Origin of the sequence: Cnuella takakiae (assembly GCF_001953305.1) — a bacterium.
Lineage (GTDB): Bacteria > Bacteroidota > Bacteroidia > Chitinophagales > Chitinophagaceae > Flavisolibacter > Flavisolibacter takakiae.
On sequence record NZ_MTFE01000010.1, the window covers coordinates 2,996,449 to 3,015,974 of the forward strand.

General features: G+C 49.5%; 16 protein-coding genes. 6 read left to right on the forward strand and 10 right to left on the reverse strand.

Features of this window, described 5'->3' with window-relative positions; translation table 11 throughout:
- Positions 1-75: 75 nt before the first annotated feature.
- Positions 76-2,109, reverse strand: coding sequence for a TonB-dependent receptor family protein (locus tag BUE76_RS13090; RefSeq protein WP_073039731.1), 2,034 nt, complete (start codon positions 2,107-2,109; stop codon positions 76-78).
- 120 nt (positions 2,110-2,229) lie between these two features.
- Here BUE76_RS13090 and BUE76_RS13095 point away from each other — a divergent pair, with 120 nt between their 5' ends.
- Both BUE76_RS13095 and BUE76_RS13100 read left to right on the forward strand, forming a co-directional pair.
- Positions 2,230-2,427: a hypothetical protein gene (locus BUE76_RS13095; protein ID WP_073039729.1), complete on the forward strand. Its 198-nt coding sequence runs from the start codon at positions 2,230-2,232 to the stop codon at positions 2,425-2,427.
- A gap of 143 nt (positions 2,428-2,570) precedes the next feature.
- Positions 2,571-3,224: a metallophosphatase domain-containing protein gene (locus BUE76_RS13100; protein ID WP_073039726.1), complete on the forward strand. Its 654-nt coding sequence runs from the start codon at positions 2,571-2,573 to the stop codon at positions 3,222-3,224.
- Here BUE76_RS13100 and BUE76_RS13105 read toward each other — a convergent pair.
- Entirely contained in the window at positions 3,199-4,704 is a 1,506-nt protein-coding gene (locus BUE76_RS13105; RefSeq protein ID WP_073039724.1) for a bifunctional ADP-dependent NAD(P)H-hydrate dehydratase/NAD(P)H-hydrate epimerase, read from the reverse strand. The genes BUE76_RS13100 and BUE76_RS13105 overlap by 26 nt on opposite strands.
- A gap of 16 nt (positions 4,705-4,720) precedes the next feature.
- Positions 4,721-5,884 carry a serine hydrolase domain-containing protein gene (locus BUE76_RS13110; protein ID WP_158069971.1) on the reverse strand — a complete coding sequence of 388 codons (1,164 nt, stop codon included), beginning with the start codon at positions 5,882-5,884 and terminating at the stop codon, positions 4,721-4,723.
- Between the two features lie 123 nt (positions 5,885-6,007).
- Between BUE76_RS13110 and serA the strand changes: the two genes are divergently transcribed.
- Both serA and BUE76_RS13120 read left to right on the forward strand, forming a co-directional pair.
- Positions 6,008-7,243 carry a phosphoglycerate dehydrogenase gene (gene serA, locus BUE76_RS13115; RefSeq protein ID WP_073039719.1) on the forward strand — a complete coding sequence of 412 codons (1,236 nt, stop codon included), beginning with the start codon at positions 6,008-6,010 and terminating at the stop codon, positions 7,241-7,243.
- 95 nt (positions 7,244-7,338) lie between these two features.
- Positions 7,339-7,779: a DUF2892 domain-containing protein gene (locus BUE76_RS13120; RefSeq protein WP_073039716.1), complete on the forward strand. Its 441-nt coding sequence runs from the start codon at positions 7,339-7,341 to the stop codon at positions 7,777-7,779.
- Between the two features lie 245 nt (positions 7,780-8,024).
- On the opposite strand, the gene BUE76_RS13125 is transcribed toward BUE76_RS13120, so the two are convergent.
- From BUE76_RS13125 to BUE76_RS13155, 7 genes are all read right to left on the reverse strand, one after another.
- Complete coding sequence (locus BUE76_RS13125; RefSeq protein WP_245798289.1) at positions 8,025-8,513, reverse strand: RES family NAD+ phosphorylase; 489 nt, start codon at positions 8,511-8,513, stop codon at positions 8,025-8,027.
- Positions 8,482-8,985: a type II RES/Xre toxin-antitoxin system antitoxin gene (parS, locus tag BUE76_RS13130; protein WP_073039712.1), complete on the reverse strand. Its 504-nt coding sequence runs from the start codon at positions 8,983-8,985 to the stop codon at positions 8,482-8,484. The genes BUE76_RS13125 and parS overlap by 32 nt, the downstream gene beginning before the upstream one ends.
- 210 nt (positions 8,986-9,195) lie before the next feature.
- Positions 9,196-10,176 (reverse strand): glycoside hydrolase family 43 protein, encoded by a 981-nt coding sequence (locus BUE76_RS13135; RefSeq protein WP_083596329.1) that lies wholly within the window; start codon positions 10,174-10,176, stop codon positions 9,196-9,198.
- Between the two features lie 103 nt (positions 10,177-10,279).
- Positions 10,280-12,157, reverse strand: a complete 1,878-nt coding sequence (locus BUE76_RS13140) for an alpha-amylase family glycosyl hydrolase (RefSeq protein WP_245798287.1) — start codon at positions 12,155-12,157, stop codon at positions 10,280-10,282.
- On the reverse strand, positions 12,154-13,524 hold the full coding sequence (locus BUE76_RS13145; RefSeq protein WP_073039708.1) for an MFS transporter: 1,371 nt from the start codon (positions 13,522-13,524) through the stop codon (positions 12,154-12,156). Before BUE76_RS13145 ends, BUE76_RS13140 begins: the two co-directional genes overlap by 4 nt.
- A 238-nt stretch (positions 13,525-13,762) precedes the next feature.
- On the reverse strand, positions 13,763-15,034 hold the full coding sequence (locus tag BUE76_RS13150) for a glucose-1-phosphate adenylyltransferase (RefSeq protein ID WP_073039706.1): 1,272 nt from the start codon (positions 15,032-15,034) through the stop codon (positions 13,763-13,765).
- A 12-nt stretch (positions 15,035-15,046) separates the two neighbouring features.
- Positions 15,047-16,474 carry a glycogen synthase gene (locus BUE76_RS13155; RefSeq protein ID WP_073040295.1) on the reverse strand — a complete coding sequence of 476 codons (1,428 nt, stop codon included), beginning with the start codon at positions 16,472-16,474 and terminating at the stop codon, positions 15,047-15,049.
- Positions 16,475-16,650: 176 nt separating this feature from the next.
- Between BUE76_RS13155 and BUE76_RS13160 the strand changes: the two genes are divergently transcribed.
- A complete protein-coding gene (locus BUE76_RS13160) occupies positions 16,651-18,384 on the forward strand; it encodes an MFS transporter (RefSeq protein ID WP_245798285.1) in 1,734 nt (577 codons plus the stop codon).
- Positions 18,385-18,495: 111 nt separating this feature from the next.
- Positions 18,496-19,458 carry an ROK family protein gene (locus tag BUE76_RS13165; protein WP_073039704.1) on the forward strand — a complete coding sequence of 321 codons (963 nt, stop codon included), beginning with the start codon at positions 18,496-18,498 and terminating at the stop codon, positions 19,456-19,458.
- Positions 19,459-19,526 lie beyond the last annotated feature (68 nt).

Here is a 19,526-nt window from a genome sequence, read left to right on the forward strand (position 1 = left end):
AAAAAACCCACGATTTTTGTCGTGGGTTTTTTATGAAAGACTAGCTAGGAATGTTTGGGTGGCCCGTTTTATGGCTTATAAACTAAAACTCAAGCCCACAAAATAATTCCGTTTGGGTGCGGCATTATAATACCTTCCGCCAAATGCATTGATGTCGTATCCCAGGGCATAACGCTGGTTGAATAAGTTGTCGGCACCAGCATAAAGCCGCGATTCTTTTTCCTTCAGGAAAGGCAACCGGTACTGTACCTGTGCATTCATCAAATGATTGATGCCGGAGCGCTCAGTGTTGGCATCATTGAGGGGAAGTGCGTCGATGTATTGATAGGATAGCTGCACGGAAAACCTATTGATTTGGACATCGGTACCCGCTGCCAGGCTATTGGGTGCTACCCCCGGAATGCGGTTGCCGGAGAAATCATTGGCCAGTTGCTTGAAGTTGCGGTACTTAAATGCATGGTGCGTAAACGACGCCCAGGCATTGGCCCTGGTATTTCCTTTATGGAAAAAGGGGTACTGCAGCGCAAGCTCCAAACCTTTTTGGGAGGTTTTGCCGCTGTTTAGGTAAAAGTCGCCACCCGCAGCATCGCGCCTTTGCACAATGGTATTTTGCAATGCGAAATAAAACAAGTTGAGGTCATATTGCAATTTGCCAAAATTGCCCCTTGTGCCCAGGTCGTAGTTGATGCCCGTTTCCGGCGACAGGCTGTTGTTGATGGCCCCACCGGTAGGCAGCAGCTCGCTGATGGAAGGAGGGGAGAAGCCCCTGGCAACGCTGGCATAAACGGAACTGTTGCCCAGCTTCCGCAAAAGCGCCAGCCTGCCGGCAAATTCATTGTTGAAGCTGCGGTTTTGCTGCCCTGAGGTTTGGGGCGCAAAACGTTGGTAAGCTAGTTTGTAGCTATTGATGGAAGCGCCTGCTGTAAACTGCCACTGATCCAGGGCGTAAATAGCCTGCGCAAAAACCAGTGCCTGCCGGTTGCGCACATCGTCGCGGTACCGAAGGCTGTCGGGTTTGCCGTTCAGGTTTTTAAAGTTTACGATATCCGAACTGCCCCACTGCCCTTCGGCACCACCTTGTACCTGTAAAGTGCCGGTGCCTACCTGCGGGCTCCAGCTTAGCTGGGTACGGCCCCCAAAATGCGGCTCGGTGCTTTGATCATAGCCCCTGAGGTTGGGATTGCGCAGGCTGGTGGAAGCGCCATACAATACCGTTTTATGGGTAAGCACATCGCTTAATTTATGCTCCAGCGATGCACCTGCCAGGAAGCTTTCCTGCCTGATGGATGCCCTCGCAATAATGGCAGAAGGCTGTGTAGGCGTTCCGGGCCGGGCGGCTCTTGGATTTGTTTTGAATTCGGCTGCAGTGAGGGCACCGGGTGTTTCGTAAAACAAATTGCCATACAGGAAACTGGTACGCAACACTGTTCCGCTGCCCAGCTGGTAGCGGCCTGCCCAGCTGGCTACATCCCTTTTTAAGGCACTTTGCTGCCGGTAACCATCGCTTTGCTGGTGCTGGTAACTAATCCTGTTTTGGCTGCCTTCGCCGGCCAGGTTAACTGCCGCATGTGCATTGTGGCTGTTGTATGACCCTAAGGTATAATCGGCCTGAACACCGGTTTGCAATTGACCAGGCAGGCTTTCAATCAGCACTACACCACCGGTACCCGGGCCGTATAAACTGCTTCCCGGTCCTTTGATGATTTCAAGGGACTGGATATTGTAAAAACCCAGCTGGTTGAGATAGGTAGTACCCCCTGGCAGTGTATAGGGTATATCGTTGAAATACACTTTTACATTCCGCACCCCAAATGGCGACCGCAAGGAACTGCCCCTGATATTAAACCGGTACGAACCCGGCGAACGCTCTTCCAGTCTTACACCCGGTGTGCTGTTGACAGCCGGTACCAGCGATGCCGGTCCAAAGCGGTTGAGTGCCTGGCTGCCCACTACATTGATAGCCGCAGGCACATCGCGCAGGCGCCTGTTTTGTTCAAAGGAACGTACCACCACTTCGGGTAGCGACTGGGTTAAACTGCTGTCGGGCTGCTGCGCAAAACAGGGGCTAAGTGCTAATAGGAGGGCGGTGCTGCAAACAAAATACTTCATGGTAAAATTTCCGTGCGAAAGAGCCTGATGGTATTGAAAGACAATGTGCTTACCCATCACTGGCACAATACTGGCAGGCAAAGTATCGGACAAAATTCATTCACCCAAAAACTATTTACTATGTCAGGAAGAGGCGATAACAACAAACACGGCAGTGCGGGCCGCGGTGGGAGCAATCAAAGCAACCAACCCATGGAAGGTACCGGAAACAACGCCAAGTCGAATCACAACCGCCAGCAAACCGGCAGTAAACCTTCGCAGCCGCAACCCAAGAAGCAGGACCAAAGTGCGAACCGGAATACCAGTACCGAAGAATAAGCATTGTACAACAGCGTTTGCTGCCTGCAGATGTGCCTATGTGCTGTGAAATAAAGTAAAGGGTTTAGCTGAAATTCTATTTTTTTTAAACCGCACTTTACAGGAAGTTTCCACACATAGGCACCTTATTTTACGCCACAACCATGCAATTTGTAGCCATCTCCGACACCCACTGCCGGCACCACAACCTGCGTTTGCCTCCTGGCGATGTGTTGCTCCATACAGGGGATATTACCATGCGGGGCTTGCGCTCCGAGTTGCTCGATTTCCTGCTTTGGTTTCGTTTACAACCGTACAAGCATAAAATATTTATTGGCGGAAACCACGACTTTTGCCTGGAGCAAATTCCTGCCCCTCAACTCGCCTGCCTGATACCTGAAGGGGTTACCTATTTGAATGATGCTGGTGTTTCTATTGAGGGCCTTCAAATCTGGGGCTCACCGGTTTCGCCTTTTCACCATGGTTGGGCCTTCAACCGGCACCGCGGAGCACATATACGCAGGCACTGGCAGAAAATTCCTGACGATACCGATATCCTGCTTACCCATACGCCGCCATTTGGCATACTCGACCAGATTGTTACCGAAAAAAATAATGGAGACAAGGACCTGCTGAAACGTGTGCTTTCCATACAGCCGTCCATTCATGTATTTGGGCATATACACGAAGCTTATGGCCAGCAACGCAAAGGCGCTACCCGCTTTTATAATGCCAGCCTGATGAATGAACATTACCAATTGGTAAACCAGCCCTTTTCTTTCCAGTTAAACCCTAAGCCTGTGACCGGATCTGCCTGAATGCGGCACCCAGGTGCGCAACAATATCGCCAGCCACCAGGGCTTCTTCCGACAATTGCTGAACACCAATGTCCCCCGCCAGGCCATGCAGGTACACACCCAGTATACAGGCATGCAGGGAAGTATAACCCTGTCCCAGTAAGGAGGTGAGTATTCCGGTGAGTACATCTCCTGAGCCCCCGGTGGCCATACCGGCATTACCGGTGCTGTTGAAAAAGGCCTGTCCATCAGGAGCTGCTACCAAACTGTGGTGTCCTTTTAAGATAATGTACAATCCATACTGTCGGGCCATTTCCTGCGCTAGCTGGATGCGTGCGAAATCATTTTCACAGATTCCAAAAAGCCTTTCAAATTCCTTTTGGTGGGGCGTAAGTATCGAACCTTTGGGCAGGGTAGATAGCAGGGTAGGCTGTTGCGCCAGGCAGTTGAGGGCATCGGCATCCAGCACCACGGGATATTCCAGGTTGCTCAGCAGGGTAGAAAAGCCTTTCTGGGTTTCTGCGGCCGTTCCCATTCCCGGGCCAATACCAATAGCCTCGTAGCGGAAGCTCTCGATATTGAATTCGGTAAGTTTTTCTTCTCCCGCTTCGGTCATACACATGGCTTCGGGTACCGCAGTTTGTACAACGAAATACCCTATCCTTGGTACCAGCACGCTTACCAGTCCGGCACCTGCCCGCAAAGCGGCTTTGGCACTGAGTACCATGGCACCCATTTTACCGGTAGCGCCACCTACCATCAGCACATGTCCAAAATTGCCTTTATGCCCAAAAGGAGACCGGGACTTGTAAATAGTACCAACCAACTTTTGGTCGATCAGGGTGTAAGGCGCGTTTTCGGAAAACCCTTTGTGTAATCCGATATCCAGCACATGCACCTGTCCTGTAAAGGCGCCGTTCTCCGGCAACAGGAAAGCCATCTTGGTATTTTGGAAACTCAACGTGTGGCCAGCCCTGATTACCGGACCTTGTGCACTGCTTTCCTCCAACAGCATGCCGCTGGGAACATCAATGGAGATGATGGGCACTCCCTGGGCATTCAGGTGGTTGACCAGGGCAGCAGCCAAACCATCCAATGGGCGGTTGAGTCCTGAACCAAATAATGCGTCAATCACCAGGTCGGTAGGTGCCAGCTGCGGAAAACCGCTTTCGGTTTGTATAAAATGCGGCTGTATGTGCCGGTCGTGCAGTCGTTGCAGATTGACCTGGAAATCCGTACTACCCAGGTGTCCAAACTCCAGGATGTATATAACAACCTCAATTCCTCTTTCCTGGAGCAGGCGGCCGATGGCCAGGCCGTCGCCGCCATTATTGCCTTTGCCGCAAATAATCGTATACCGGTTAAAGCCACCTTTGTGCTGTAGCAGCCACTGTACACATTGTGCGGCAGCACGTTCCATAAGATCGATCGAGGCAATAGGTTCGTTGGCAATGGTAAATGCATCCCATTGCCTGGTTTGAAGGGCTGTAAAAAGTTTCACCTGGTTTCTGCTGGGTTTATTCCGTTACCTCAAAGCCTTTGGCGCCGGGATCGTAATCGCCAAAGAGGTTGTATGCTTTGCGGGCAACAGTGTAAATGGAACTCCGGTATCTGTTGCCTAAGATAATGACGGTTGCCTTCTCATCGGGCAGGCGGGAGAAGGCAGCGTTAAAACCATGCCACCGTCCATTGTGGTAAATAACCTTTTTGCCGTTTTCCAGGTTAAGGAGGCGAAAACCCAGTCCATAATTGTGCTGCCCGGGACGCTCATTGCTGTAGGAAGTAAATGCCGAGTCAAGCAAAGCTTTTGAAATCAGCTTGTTGGCATAAAGTGCCTGGTCCCATTTCAACAGGTCGCGGGGAGTGGAATAGATATTCTTATCGCCATAAGGGCCATCGGTATAATCCATCCCCCAGATGCCGCCGCCTGCATTGTAGGATATGGTATGCACGGCAGTATCGTTGGGTTGGTACACAAAGCTGTGGGTCATACCCAGGGGCTCAAAAATGTTTTCCTTCAGGTATTGAGGGAAAGGCATGCCGCTCAGCTTTTCCACAATCAGTGCCAGCAAAACATAATTGGTATTGCAGTACTGAAAACGGGTGTCCGGATTGGACGAGCGACCGGGCTTCAGGGTCATCAGGGTATTGAGTACATCGGCATTGGTGAGAAAGTTTTTCTTATCCCACAAGCCTCCTTCGAGGTAATACAGGTAATTGGGCAACCCGCTGCGGTGGTTGAGCAGCATTTTTACCGTAATGCCTGGATAAGGGAAGCCCGGGAAGAACTTGCCAAGTGAGTCGGAAAGTTGCAGCTTGTTTTCCTGCACCAGTTGCAGGATGGCACCACCGGTAAAGGTCTTTGTGGTGGAAGCGATCTGCATGGGCGTTTCCGCATTGATAGAATCCCCTTTCTGGTGGTTGGCCCAGCCGGTATAGTGCTCGTAAACTACCGTTCCGTTTTTTGCAATCAGGATGCCGCCATTGAAACCGGAACGCACCAAGGGTTGGAGGTAGGCTGCAAATGCATCGTGATATCGCTTTTGCTCCAGTGCCGTAAGCTTTGGAAGTTTGGGAGCATATTCCTGAGGGGTCTTTTGCTTTCTGGATTTATTGGCCGATCCTTCGCCGCAGCCCACACCAGCCAATGCTGCAGCCATCAAAAAAATATATAGTCTCACGTGCCGAATTTTTGCAAATGTAAAGGGCCGTAGGAAGCATTTTGGTAAACAATACAAAAACAAGTTCCTCATTCTTTAAACAAAATTCAAAGAATGAGCCGGATTATTACGGATATTTGAACCATGGAGACCACCAAGACCTCATACCCGCGGGCAAAAGTCAAGATCCTGCTCCTGGAAAATATCAGCCAGAAAGCCGTAGAAAAGTTTACCAGCAATGGTTACGCCAATGTGGAGCGTTTAACCAAGGCCCTTTCTGAAGAAGACCTCATTGAAAAGATCAAGGGCGTGCACATCCTGGGTATCCGATCTAAAACAAATGTTACCGCCAGTGTGCTGAAGGCTGCCGACAAGTTGCAGGCAATTGGTTGTTTCTGCATCGGCACCAACCAGGTAGACTTGGCCGCCGCTACCCAGTGTGGAGTAGCAGTATTCAATGCACCATATTCCAACACCCGTTCGGTAGCCGAACTTGTGATTGGTGCATCCATCATGCTCATTCGTAAAATCATTGATAAAAATAGTGCCGCTCACAAAGGCGGCTGGATGAAGGACGCCAGCGGCAGCAACGAGCTGCGCGGTAAAACTTTGGGTATCATCGGGTATGGTAATATAGGTGCGCAGGTAAGCGTACTGGCCGAGGCATTGGGGATGAAAGTAATTTTTTACGACATCGAAACCAAGCTGCCCATGGGTAACGCTACCGACAGCAAAACCCTGAAAGACCTGATGAGCAATGCAGACGTAATCACGCTGCATGTACCGGAGACCGCACAAACCAAAAACCTGATCAATGCCGAGAACCTGCAATATGTGAAGTCGGGCGCCATTGTGATCAACTACGCAAGGGGAGAGGTGATGGACCTGGATGCCCTTGCAGCTACATTGAAATCGGGGCAATTGCGCGGTGCTGCCGTGGATGTTTTCCCGGTAGAGCCAGAAAAGAACGGCGATATCTTTTCCTCGCCCCTGCAGGGATTACCCAACGTACTGCTCACGCCACATATTGGCGGCTCAACAGAAGAAGCCCAGCAAAATATAGGTGATGATGTAAGCAATAAGCTGCTCAATTTTTTGGAAAAGGGCGTTACCTGGGGTTCGCATACTATTCCAGGCCTTTCGCTGCCGCCACAGGAAGGCGCACACCGCATCCTGCACATTCACCGCAATGTACCCGGCGTATTGTCGGAAATTAACGGACAACTGTCGAAGAACAACATCAACATCTTGGGTCAGTACCTGAAAACCAACGACCAGATTGGATACGTGGTGGTGGATGTAGATAAGAAACTATCCGCTCAGGCCAAAAACTTGCTGGATGAAGTGGCCCAGACCATCAAGGTTCGTATGCTTTATTAATTGGATATAGGTTATAGTTAAAATGCCGGCGCCCTTGGGTTCCGGCTTTTTTGTGTGGCTGATCTTTTGCTGGTAAAGCCAACAAAAATGTGCTTATGAACCAGCCAAAAATGGACGCAAGAATAAGCCAGGCTGATGGTGGGATCGACAAGCCGGCAGACCAGGAAACTTACCGGCAGCTGAAGCTTGCCGCTAACAATCCACATCGGATTAATCAGCGATTGGCCGAACTGGAAGGCAGTTGGAATCTGGAAAAAGCGCTGGCGTTGAATGCTGCGACACTGGCACTTACAGGCATCGTGCTGGGCCTGACGGTGAGCAGAAAATGGCTGATCCTGCCAGCAGCTGTCAGTTTATTGCTGGCGCAAAATGCCATCCAAGGCTGGTGCCCGCCCATAAGGTTGCTAAGCAGGTTGGGGTTTCGTACCCGCACAGATATAGACCGGGAACGCCTGGGATTAAAAATGCTCCGGGGTGATCTGGGGGCCAAAATGCAGGATGGCGAACAAGTGTGGCAGGCTGTAAAGAACTTATGATTTGGTCTTCCAACTAAAATGTAATGATGAACCCAACTGATTTAAAATGAAAAAGTGCTTTTGATAGGAGCGCTTAGCAAAACTCAAACTTTTTGGTTCCTAAAAATGATAAGGTCATTATGCTAATATGAAAAGGATTATAAAGTAAGGGCAAACAATTGGATGTAAAAACCTGCGCTTCCTTCGATGTTTATTTTTTCTTCCTATAATTTATATTATGTTAAATAGGGTTTTTTCCTCTTCCCTTATTGCTTGATTCTTGGATCATAAACGAAATCTTCGATAGCTAAAACCCTTACCTGCTGCATACCTGGGTGCAATGGATTGATTAGGAAATTAAACTCTTGCGGAACCACTGTAGATGGAACTTTAATCATCAAGGTTTCTTTAGCCTGAAGTAAACGGGAACCAAAACGTTGGGTGTGTGCTGGAGCCGGAACATCTTTCCAGTTGCCCGGCAGATCGGGAATATTGCAAATAGTTATGGAATCGTCCGGAACTTGCAATTGAATGATCTGGAGGGTTCTGGGAATCAGGTGCAGGTCTACGTTCACTGAATATTCCAGTACAGCAAGCGCACGGTTTTCTGCTGTATAAATGCAAGGCGTTCCGGGCAGGTTCCAGCGGCCACCGTAAAGCCGCGATCCTTCGCCGGTTAAATCCTGTGCATATTTAAGGGCTGCAAGCCGGTACAAAATCATATCAGGCGTAAATGCCGTGTTCGATCCGGCCAATCATATTTTTTACTTCGTCTACACCAATCATGGTATCCAGCAGTTCCAGTGGCCGAGCATAACCGAGTGCCCTGTTTTCTTTTTCCAGCCAGCTGTTAAATCGTTCCTTCTCCCCAAACACCGACAAACCGTAGGAATAAAGATCTGCCAGTACAAAGATTTTTTCGCTCAGGGACGGGTTAAACTTTTCTGCTCCTTTTTTATTAAACAATGTGGCTTTTGCAACCGACAGCACTTTTGCCAAAGTTTCATAATCCAAGCCGAAGCTTTCCTTTACATCCTCCAGGTCCTTGCGGGTCATGCCCTGGCGCACTTTGCTAATTTTTTCCATACCAGTCCATTCGTGTACGGGCCTGCCAGTATCATCAGCTGCAGCTGTTTGCGCCATCGAATCAGTTTTTTTGGGAAGCGCTATAGCCACTTCCCTATCCTGCTTCTTCCCCATCGGTGCCGGTGTTTTGCGGTGTGCCATAAGAAAACATATTGGTTCAAAACTATACCAATTTTCATAATAATTGTACTCTGCAGGTGAATAGCCTGGATATGAATGAACAATTATTAAATAGGGTATTTGTAAGTCCTTATTTTGAGACGGGGCAAAATTTTAATGAAAAAAGCTTCATGTTGCTCCTGAAGCTTTTTTCATGATTACAGAACGGCCTGTTTGTGCAGACCACGGTTTTTATTTCAACTTCACCGGTCGCAAACCGCCATTCGAGATATGAACGGGTTTGATGGTTCCATCTGCGTTAAAGTACATAGGGTCGATACAGGTAACCCGGTAGTTGGCGTCTGTTTCGCCCAAAGGCCTGCGGTGATACACAATGTACCATTCATCTTTACCCGGGATTTGTACTACCGAGTGGTGCCCCGCTCCTGTTGCCACTTTAGGATCCTGCTGCAATATGGTACCGATGCGTTCAAAAGGGCCCATCGGGCTGTCTGCAACAGCATAGGCTACCTTGTAATTGGGGCCGGTCCATCCACCTTCCGACCACATAAAGTAGTATTTGCCCTTCCGGGTAAACATGATGGGGCCTTCAACATATCCTTTAGGTGTGATCTCTTTATAGGTACTACCATCCTCCCATGGTTCCAAGCCGGTAAAATCAGCCTTTAGTTTTACCATATTGCAATGCCCCCACCCGCCATAGATCATATAATACTGTCCTTTATCCTGGAACACGTACTGGTCTATAGGCTGGGCGCCATTGTGGATGGTGCCAATCAGCGGCTTGCCCAACAGGTCGCGGAAAGGTCCTTCAGGCTTATCGGCCACTGCAACCCCAATACCTCCAATCTCTCCTTCGTGCACATCGTTGGCACCAAAGAACAGGTAGTACTTGCCACCTTTTTGCAAAATGGCCGGCGCCCACATGGCCTTATTGGCCCATTTAACAGCAGCGGTATCAATGATGCGGCTGTGTTTTGTCCAATTCACCAGGTCGGGGGACGAAAAAGCATCCATGAACACCTGCTTGCCATAGGGTGCCGAGTAGGTAGGATATATCCAAAACTGTTTATTGATGATGGTTGCTTCCGGATCGGCATACCAACCGGGGAATACAGGATTGGTAGTAACGGTTTTACTGTTTTCTTTTTGCGCATACATCGTACCGGGAACGAGGAAAGCAGCCATGCAGAGACGAAGCCATAATTTCATGCAGCCAGGGTTGTTTTGCTAAAGATATGGGCAGGTGCCATTCCAAACTTAGCCGGGCAAAAAAAAGCACCCGGTTAAGGGTGCTTGCCTATAGGAAATTTAATCAAGGTAAAAACTCGTAAACAAAACTTTCCTTTGGCCGGATGGTGAAATCAGCAAGGGGTTTCACAAGTCCCGACTGAACATCCCGCATTTGGGTAAACCCTTTGGTGCGTTCTGCAAAGCGGTCCATCTTTACCTGCATATCGGCCTTACCGGTATGGCTGATCACCATAACTGTTTGCTTGGGGCTGTACCGGAAATACGTGTACAAACCATTGTCGGGAAGGAATTGCATCAGTTTGCCTGCACCAATGGCATCTGAACGCTGCCTGAACTTAGCCAGGGTAGACACAAAGCGAAAAGCATCATTTTCCTGCTTGTTGCGGCCGGCCTCGGTAAACTTGTTGTCCTTGTCGCCCTTAAAGCCTCCGGGGAAATCGCGGCGAACTTCGGCATCAGAAGGATTTTTAAAATTTTTCATGAGGATCTCCGTACCGTAATACAATTGCGGGATGCCACGCAGGGTGAGCAGCCAGTTCAGCACCATTTTGTACTTGGCAATGTCCTCACCTACCAGCGAGTACACCCGGTCGAGGTCATGGTTGTCGAGGAAGATGCAGTTTCGGGTAGGATCCTGGTACATGAAATCCTGTGCAAGGGTATTGTACAACCGGTTCACGCCTTCGCTCCACCCAAAGGGCTCGTTGGCGGCCTGCACCATTACCGTCATCAGGGGCTTGTCGGTAATGCCCATAACATTGTGCTTAAAGGGCACATTGAAATTGTTGGCACCGAAATAAGCTGCCGAAACAGGGCTTTCCACAAGGGTTTCCCCAAAAACGGTGAGCTTTGGAAATTCCCGCAACAGGTCGCGGTTGGTCCGGTTGAGGAACTCCGGATCGTTGTAAAAATAGGTATCTACCCGCCAGCCATCAAGGCCGTATTCTTCCGTGTTCCAGATCAGGTACTGTACCAGGTAATTGGCCACGTACGGATTGCGCTGGTTCAGGTCGGGCAGGAAGGGAGTAAACCAACCCGCCTCGGAAACCTTTTGGTCGATAGCCGAAGCATGGGGATCAAACAAAGGCTGATCGCGGTAAGAGGTTTGCTGAAAAGGGCTCCACTGGTTTACCCAATCTTTCATGGGCATATCCGTAAACGTAAAGTTGTCCTGCCCGATGTGGTTGTACACGGCATCGTGCACCAGCTTCATGCCGCGTTTGTGCATTTCATCGCTCAAGCGCTTGTACGCACTGTCGCCACCAAACCTTTTGTCCACTGCAAAATGGTTGGTAAAATGATACCCATGGTAGGAACTACGCTGGGTGCCGCCTTCATTGGTTTGTTTTGTATTGTTCTCGGTAACCGGGGTCATCCACAGGGCAGTTACACCCAGTTCCTTAAGGTAGTCGAGGTGCTGGATGACGCCCTGGATATCACCGCCATGACGCAGATAGGGATTGTTCCGGTCGGCCTGGGGATCCAGCATATCAGCATAGGCATCATTGGCAGGATCTCCGTTGGCAAAGCGGTCCGGCATCAGCAGGTAAATAAGATCCTGCTGGCGCACACCGGTAGCAAAGGCAGTACCATTGCCAGCCCTTCGGGATTTGAGCTGGTAATTGATGGTTTGCTGCCCGGCACCATTGCGCATGGCAATTTTAACCGTTCCCGGCTTGGCGCCAGCGGTTACCTGCAGGTCGAGAAATGCATAATTGGGACTCTCGGCTTTGTGCACTTTTACCAGTTTTACGCCAGGGTAATTCAAAGTGTATTGAGCCTTACCTGCATTGGGTGCATACACCATCAGCTGAAGCGCAGGATTTTTCATACCTATCCACCAATGAGTAGGGTAAACTTTGGTTTGTGCTGTTGCAGTACAAACTGCCAGGAGCAGCAGTCCAAGCAGGATGCCGCGTACATTGTTCATCATGGTCATATGGGTCTTTGTTCTTCCAGTTTCAATTCGTCGATTTCCTGTTGGGAGGCTTTTGTTTTCCGCTCGTCTACTATCAGGTAGCAGATGATACCGGCAAGGATCATCAGGCCGCCACCAATTTGCACGGCCAGCATCCGGTTATTATCCAGCAGGTGTTCCATGATCCAGCCAAAGAACAGCGAGGCGATGATTTCGGGCAGTACGATAAAGAAGTTGAAAATGCCCATGTAGATGCCCACTTTTTTGGCTGGGAGGCTGCCGGCAAGCATGGCGTAGGGCATGGAAAGAATACTGCTCCAGGCAATACCTACACCCGTCATGCAGAGGTAGAGATAGCTCTTGTCGGTCACAAAGCCAACCCCAATTAAACCAGCGGCACCAACCAATAGACAGAGGGAGTGGGTCAGTTTTCGTCCAAGCCGGTTGGCGATGCCAGGCAACAACAAGGCAAAAAGAAAAGTGATAACGCTGTAATAAGAAAGGGTGAGACCGGCAAATTCAACACCCTGTGTATACAGGGGATCTTTTTCGCTGGTGGCGCCAAAGATGTTGCGGGCAACGGCCGTGCTGTAATAAAACCACATCAGGAACAAGCCCGGCCAGGTAAAAAACTGCACGATGGCCAGTTGCTTCATCCTGCGCGGCATATTGCGGATGGAATGGGTGATTTCTTTTACCCCATGCGCAAACCCGCTACCTGTTTCCTTTTCTTCCTCACCGGTGGGTGGGTACTCCTTTGTGGTGAATATGGTGTACATGATGGACAGGAAGAAAATGGTACCACCCAGGTAAAAGGCAAACTTTACCGAGTCGGGTATATTTCCATCCGAGGAATCGCGCGACACGTTGAAGAAGTTGGACAAGATCCAGGGCAAGGCAGAAGCAATACTGCCACCCAACCCGATCAGGAAACTTTGCATGGCAAAACCACGGGTGCTTTGGCTATCGGGGAGCTTGTCGGCAACAAAGGCACGGAAGGGTTCCATGGCAATATTGCCCGCGGTGTCCAGTATCCACAATAGCCCGGCGGCCATCCAAAGCGCGCTGCTGTTGGGCATCAGGAACAAACAAATGGTGCTCAATACCGCACCGATAAAGAAGTAGGGGCGCCTCCTGCCCCACCAGGGATGCCAGGTACGGTCGCTCAGGTAACCGATGATGGGCTGTACCAGCAGACCGGTAAGCGGTGCGGCTAAAAACAACAGGGGTATTTCTTCGGGAGAAGCTTTTAAAAACTCGTAAATGGGACCCATATTGGCCCGCTGCAAATCCCAACCAAACTGGATTCCGAAAAACCCAAAACTCATGTTGAAGATCTGCCAAAAACTTAAAGGTGGCTTGTTGTGGATGCTGGCTTGTTGCGGCATAGCAATCGCAAATTTTAAGGGGTTGAAGATAGTGTGTTTTATCTACACAATAGATGTAGTGCGGTGGTACCCCAACAAAATAAACTTTAGAAAATAAGTGGAGGCATCAGCACAAAAGAAAACGTCCAGCTCAATAAGGATTGAGCTGGACGTTCAATGGTTTGTTTATTTTCTAAATTCCAGTAGGTTGCAATTTTTTACTTTTTACCGAAATCCAAAATCATAAATCCGAAATCTATTAGCCAATGGTAAACCCATTGGGTAGGATGGATCCTTTCTTCACCACTACAATACCTTCTTTAATCGTATAAAGTGGTGTATCGGCATCGGCGAGGTGTTTACCACCAATGATTTTTACATCATCACCTATGCGGCAATCCTTGTCGATGATGGCCCGCTCGATATAGCAGCGGGCTCCGATACCCAGCAAAGGCGTACCATTTTGCTTGGCATCTTCAATCTGGTCGAGGGTTTCAAAAAAATCGTTACCCATCAGGTAGGTATGCACCATGGTGGTGCCATAGCCAATACGTGAACGTATACCAATAACCGAAGATTCGATCTTGGATGCGTTGATGATACTGGCTTCCGCAATGATGGTATGGTCAAGCGTGGTACCGCTGATCTTTGCCGGTGGCAAAAGACGAGGGCGGGTATAAATGGCCTTGGTATTATCAAATAGGTTGAACTCGGGCAGGTCCTTGGTCAGTGCCAGGTTGGCATCAAAGAAGGCGGCAATATTACCGATGTCTTCCCAATACCCTTCGTACTGGTAGGAAGCTACTTTGTATTTACCAATAGATTGCGGGATGATCTCCTTGCCAAAGTCTGCGGAGTCTTTTTTCTCGTGCAGCAGCAGGTCGAACAGCAGCTGGCGGTTGAAGATATAAATACCCATAGAGGCCAGGTACACTTTTCCCAAGGCCTGCATTTCGGAACCGGTATCACTTACCCAGTCTTCAAGGCCGGTTTTGGGCTTCTCGGTGAAGGCAGTGATGATATTGTTTTCTGTTTTCAGGATACCAAATTCAGAAGCTTCCTTCTGCGCCACCGGGATGGTAGCAATTGTAATATCGGCACCGTTGGCTTTATGGCTGTCCAGCATTTCCTGGAAATCGATCTGGTACAACTGGTCGCCTGAAAGAATGAGGATATAATCGCTGTCGAATGGCTCGATGTGGCGCAAGCACTGACGTACCGCATCGGCGGTACCTTGGAACCATGCTGGGTTGTCGGGGGTTTGCTCGGCAGCAAGAATGTCTACAAATGCGGAAGAGAAGGGACTAAAATGGTAAGTGTTTTTAATGTGCCGGTTCAGCGAAGCCGAATTGTACATGGTCAGCACAAACATCCGTCCGATATCGGAGTTGAGGCAATTGGAAATGGGAATGTCAACAAGCCGATACTTGCCGGCGATGGGTACGGCTGGTTTGGATCGGGTGGCCGTCAGCGGAAACAGACGGGTGCCCGCACCTCCTCCCAAAATCACGGACAGAATTTCATTATTCATATCAACAGGGTTTTATACTGATAATTGGGTTGATTGGTAAAGAGCGATATAGTCAAGCGCCGATTTTTCCCAGGAATGGTCAATCTGCATCATATAACTACGCATCCATTGAAACAGGTCTGGTTTCTGGTAATACAATTCAAGTGCCCGCTGTAGCGAAAACACGATGTCCTCCACACTGGCCTGGTCGAAACGGATACCATAACCCTGCCATTCCCCAAAATCTTTAACGGTATCGCGCAGTCCGCCGGTACTGCGCACAATGGGCACGGTACCATAACGAAGCGAGTACAACTGGTTGAGCCCACAGGGTTCAACACGGCTGGGCATCAATAAAAAATCGGCACCGGCATACATCTGGTGCGCCAGTGCCTCGTTGTACCCGATAAATGTATTGACAAAACCGCTGAATTGCTCTTTCAATAAATTCAGTCGATTTTCAACTACAGGCTCACCGGAACCAAGGATCAAAAAAGAAGCGCCGGCATGGTGCTGGTAAATGGAGTTGCGGATGGCGTCGGGCAGGAGGTCGGCGGCCTTCTCCCCTACCAGCCTGCCGATAAATACAACCAAAGGCTTTTCGGGATCCATGCCAAAGCGCTGGCAAACTTCCTTCTTGTTTTTGCGCTTGCCTTCTTTGGCAGTTTGTCCATCAAAATTTTTGTGGAGCAGCGGGTCTGTCATTGGATCCCACACTTGTGTATCGATGCCATTTAAGATACCACTGCACTTACCTTTCTCGTATTCAAACAAGGGCTCAAGCCCTGCAGCTTTGTACCGCAGTTCCTCCATATAAGAAGGGCTAACGGTATTTACCTTCCATGCGCATTTGATGGCCGAAGCCAGTGAGTTGATGGTGCCGTTCCATTCCAGCAACCCGCTCTTCCAGGTATCGTAGGCAGGCAGCAGGTAAGCTTTGTCCCAACCGATCCAACCCTGGTACTCGGCATTGTGTATGGTGAATATAGAAGGCGTAGCAGCCATCCTGTTAAACGCATAGGTATGCTTCATCAGGAAAGGAATCAGCCCGGTATGGTGGTCGTGGCAGTGTACCACATCGGGAAGATTGGTCCATTGCACCAGCCAGTCGCAAACAGCAAGCTGAAAGCCTAAGAACCTCTCGATGTCATCATCATAGCCATACACTTTCTCGCGGTCCAACAAGCCATTGATATCTACCAGGTAGAGATCGAAACCCAGCTTATTGGTTTTCTCGCGAATGATGCTGTAATGAAACCACTGTTGGCCCAGGCACTGTCCGCCTTCATGTACCAGTTCCCATTCATTGTCGTATAAAAACCTGGTTCGGTACATGGGCATTACCACCTTGGCGGTATGCCCCAAAGCACATTGATATTTGGGTAATGCCCCCGCCACATCACCTAATCCGCCTGCCTTTGCCACGGGGTAACATTCTGCTGTTACGTGGATAATTTCCATACTGTTTTGTTCGTCCGGCGTCAAGATAAGTAACAATTAAATACTATAAAGAACAGGTTTGCAATCGTATGTACCGGCAAGGGCAAACTCTTTTTTATTTAAGGTAGATTTTTGACCGCATAAAATGTTTTTATTTTGGACGGATTATTTTCCGATATTTCACCAAACCTAGTTTCATGTCGCAAACCACGAAGGCTGACGCCAATGAACATGTGAACCCCCACGGCGGTGTTGACATGAATTTTGACCATTCTGAAACCGCAACCCTGGCCGCAACCGCTCCGGCAACCAACTGGAGCCAGTTTGGCACCCTTATCTCTGTGTTCTTTTTCTGGGGTTTTGTAGCAGCCTCCAACAGCATCTTTATTCCATTTTGTAAGGAATATTTCCAGCTCGACCAGATACAATCGCAGCTGGTAGGTTCCGCTTTCTATGGTGCATATTTTTACGGATCACTTGCTTTATACCTGGCCTCCTATCTCTCGGGAACGGATATCCTAAATAAGATTGGTTATAAAAAAGGCATCATCTATGGCCTGTTGATTTCCATGGTAGGCTCACTGGCACTTGCATTCATCAGTGGTTCGGGGAATGCTACCTTCCCCATGATCCTGGTAGCCTTCTTTATCATTGCACTGGGCTTTTCCCTGCAACAAACATCGGCCCAGCCTTTTGCTGCTTCACTTGGCTCGCCCGAAACAGGCGCCCACCGCCTCAATATGGCTGGTGGTGTCAACTCTTTTGGTACCCTGCTCGGACCACTCATTGTATCCTTCCTGCTGTTTGGTGCGGCCAATGCCACCAATGTAAAAGCAGATGTGAGCAGAATCCAGGTATTGTATTTCTTTCTTTCCGGGCTGTTCATTTTTGCTGCCATCGTTTTTAGTGTGGCCAAGTTGCCCAAAACAACAACAAACGAAAAACTGGAGCGCAGCCCTAAAGCTTTGCGCACCCTGCTGATAATTGGCGTAGTGTTCCTGCCTGTACTTTTTGCGGAAGCCATCCACGAGAACACCGGGGTGCCAAAGGCCTATATTATTGTAGGCAGCCTGCTGGTGATCCTTGCCCTGCTCTTTGGCAGTATGGTCGCCGCTAAAAAGAACCCGGTTGGCTGGGGTGCGATGTCTTATCCCCAACTGGTGCTGGGCATGGTAGCCATCTTTATATATGTAGGTGTGGAAGTAACCGTGGACAATAACTTCGGCGCCCTGCTGAAGCGTACTGAGTTCGGAGGTTTTGATGAAAGCCAGATGTCGCACCTGATAGCTTTGTACTGGGGCAGCCTGATGATTGGCCGTTGGACCGGTGCCATCTCGGTTTTTAATGTAAACAAGAAAACAAAACAGCTGCTCACCATTATTGTACCCTTTATTGCTTTTGCAGTAATCGTTCTGGCCAACCTGGTGAAAGGCAGCCCGATCGGCGATTATAAATACTACCCTATTTTCATCCTGTTCCTGATTGCCGCCAACCTGTATGCACAGGAGCGCCCCATCAAACTGTTGCTTTCGGTTTCTGTGTTGGGTGTACTCTTTATCCTGGTATCCCTGCTTACTACCGGCATGACCGCTAACTATGCCATCATTGCCACCGGCCTTTGCTGCTCGGTAATGTGGCCCTGCATCTTTGCACTGGCCATTACCGGTTTGGGTAAATACACCAGCCAGGCCTCTGCATTCCTCATTACCATGATCCTGGGCGGTGCCATCATTCCGCCTTCGCAAGGTGCCATCATTGACCTGGACCGGGGCACAGAAGTAAATGGCATCACTACCGGGCCATATACCCACCTTTCCTATCTTGTGCCCCTGGCCTGCTTTGCCTACCTGGCCTGGCATACCCTGAAAACCAAGTCGGTGCTCAAAGCACAGGGATTGGATGTAGACCAGCAGGTAGCCGGAGGTCACTAGATAATTTGAATGCTCTAAGTTGATTGTTCAAAGTCGGAATAGTTTGCACGACTTTGAACAATCAGCTCTGGACTTCTAAATAGCCATAAAACTCAAACCACTGAAACAATAATGCTCGACAGAACACAACAGTATGCCTTAGGTGTGGACATAGGCGGTACCAATACCAAGTATGGGATTGTAAACCACCGCGGTGAAATTTCACACAAAGGCGACCTGCCCACCAACAAGTACGAAAAAATTGAAGATTATGTCATTGCGCTGCACGAGGCATTGAAGCCTGCCCTCGATGCTGTGGGTATTGAAAACATTAAGGGTATTGGCATGGGTGCGCCCAATGGCAATATCTACACCGGCACAATTGAATATGCGCCCAACCTGCACTGGCGCGGTATTGTGCCCATCGCGCAAATGGTAACCGATAAATTCGGCCTTTCTTGCAAGCTTACCAACGATGCCAATGCGGCGGCTGTTGGTGAAATGATGTACGGTGCAGCCAGGGGCATGCGCGACTTTATTATGATTACATTGGGTACCGGCGTAGGCAGCGGCATTGTTGCCAACGGGCAGCTGATTGTTGGCCACGATGGCTTTGCCGGCGAACTGGGACATACCGTAATCCGCCCGGGTGGAAGACCTCATTGGTCCACAGACATTCCAGGCTCACTGGAAGCTTATGCCTCCGCTACCGGTATTGCCTTTACGGCAAAAGAACTGCTGGACGGGAGCCAGGAGCCCAGCACCCTTCGGAATTATGACCCGGAAAAGATCAACTCCAAAGTGGTATTTGACTGTGCGAAAGCAGGCGATAAAATTGCCCAGGAAGTATACCGCTTTACCGGTCAAATCCTGGGTGAGGCCCTGGCCAATTTTGTAATGTTCTCCTCTCCCCAGGCCATCATCCTTTTTGGTGGTGTGATCAAGGCCGGGGACCTGATTATGAAACCCACCCGTGAGCACATGGAAAAGAACCTTTTGCCCATTTTCCAAAACAAGGTGCAACTGATCTTTAGCGAACTGCCTGAGGCGGATGCTGCTATCCTGGGCGCCAGTGCGCTGGTTTGGGAAAGCTGAACCTGAAGTGCGCAGGGTTTGTGAAGGATAAGTTAGGACGTAATATACAGGTGTACCATGTTTTACTT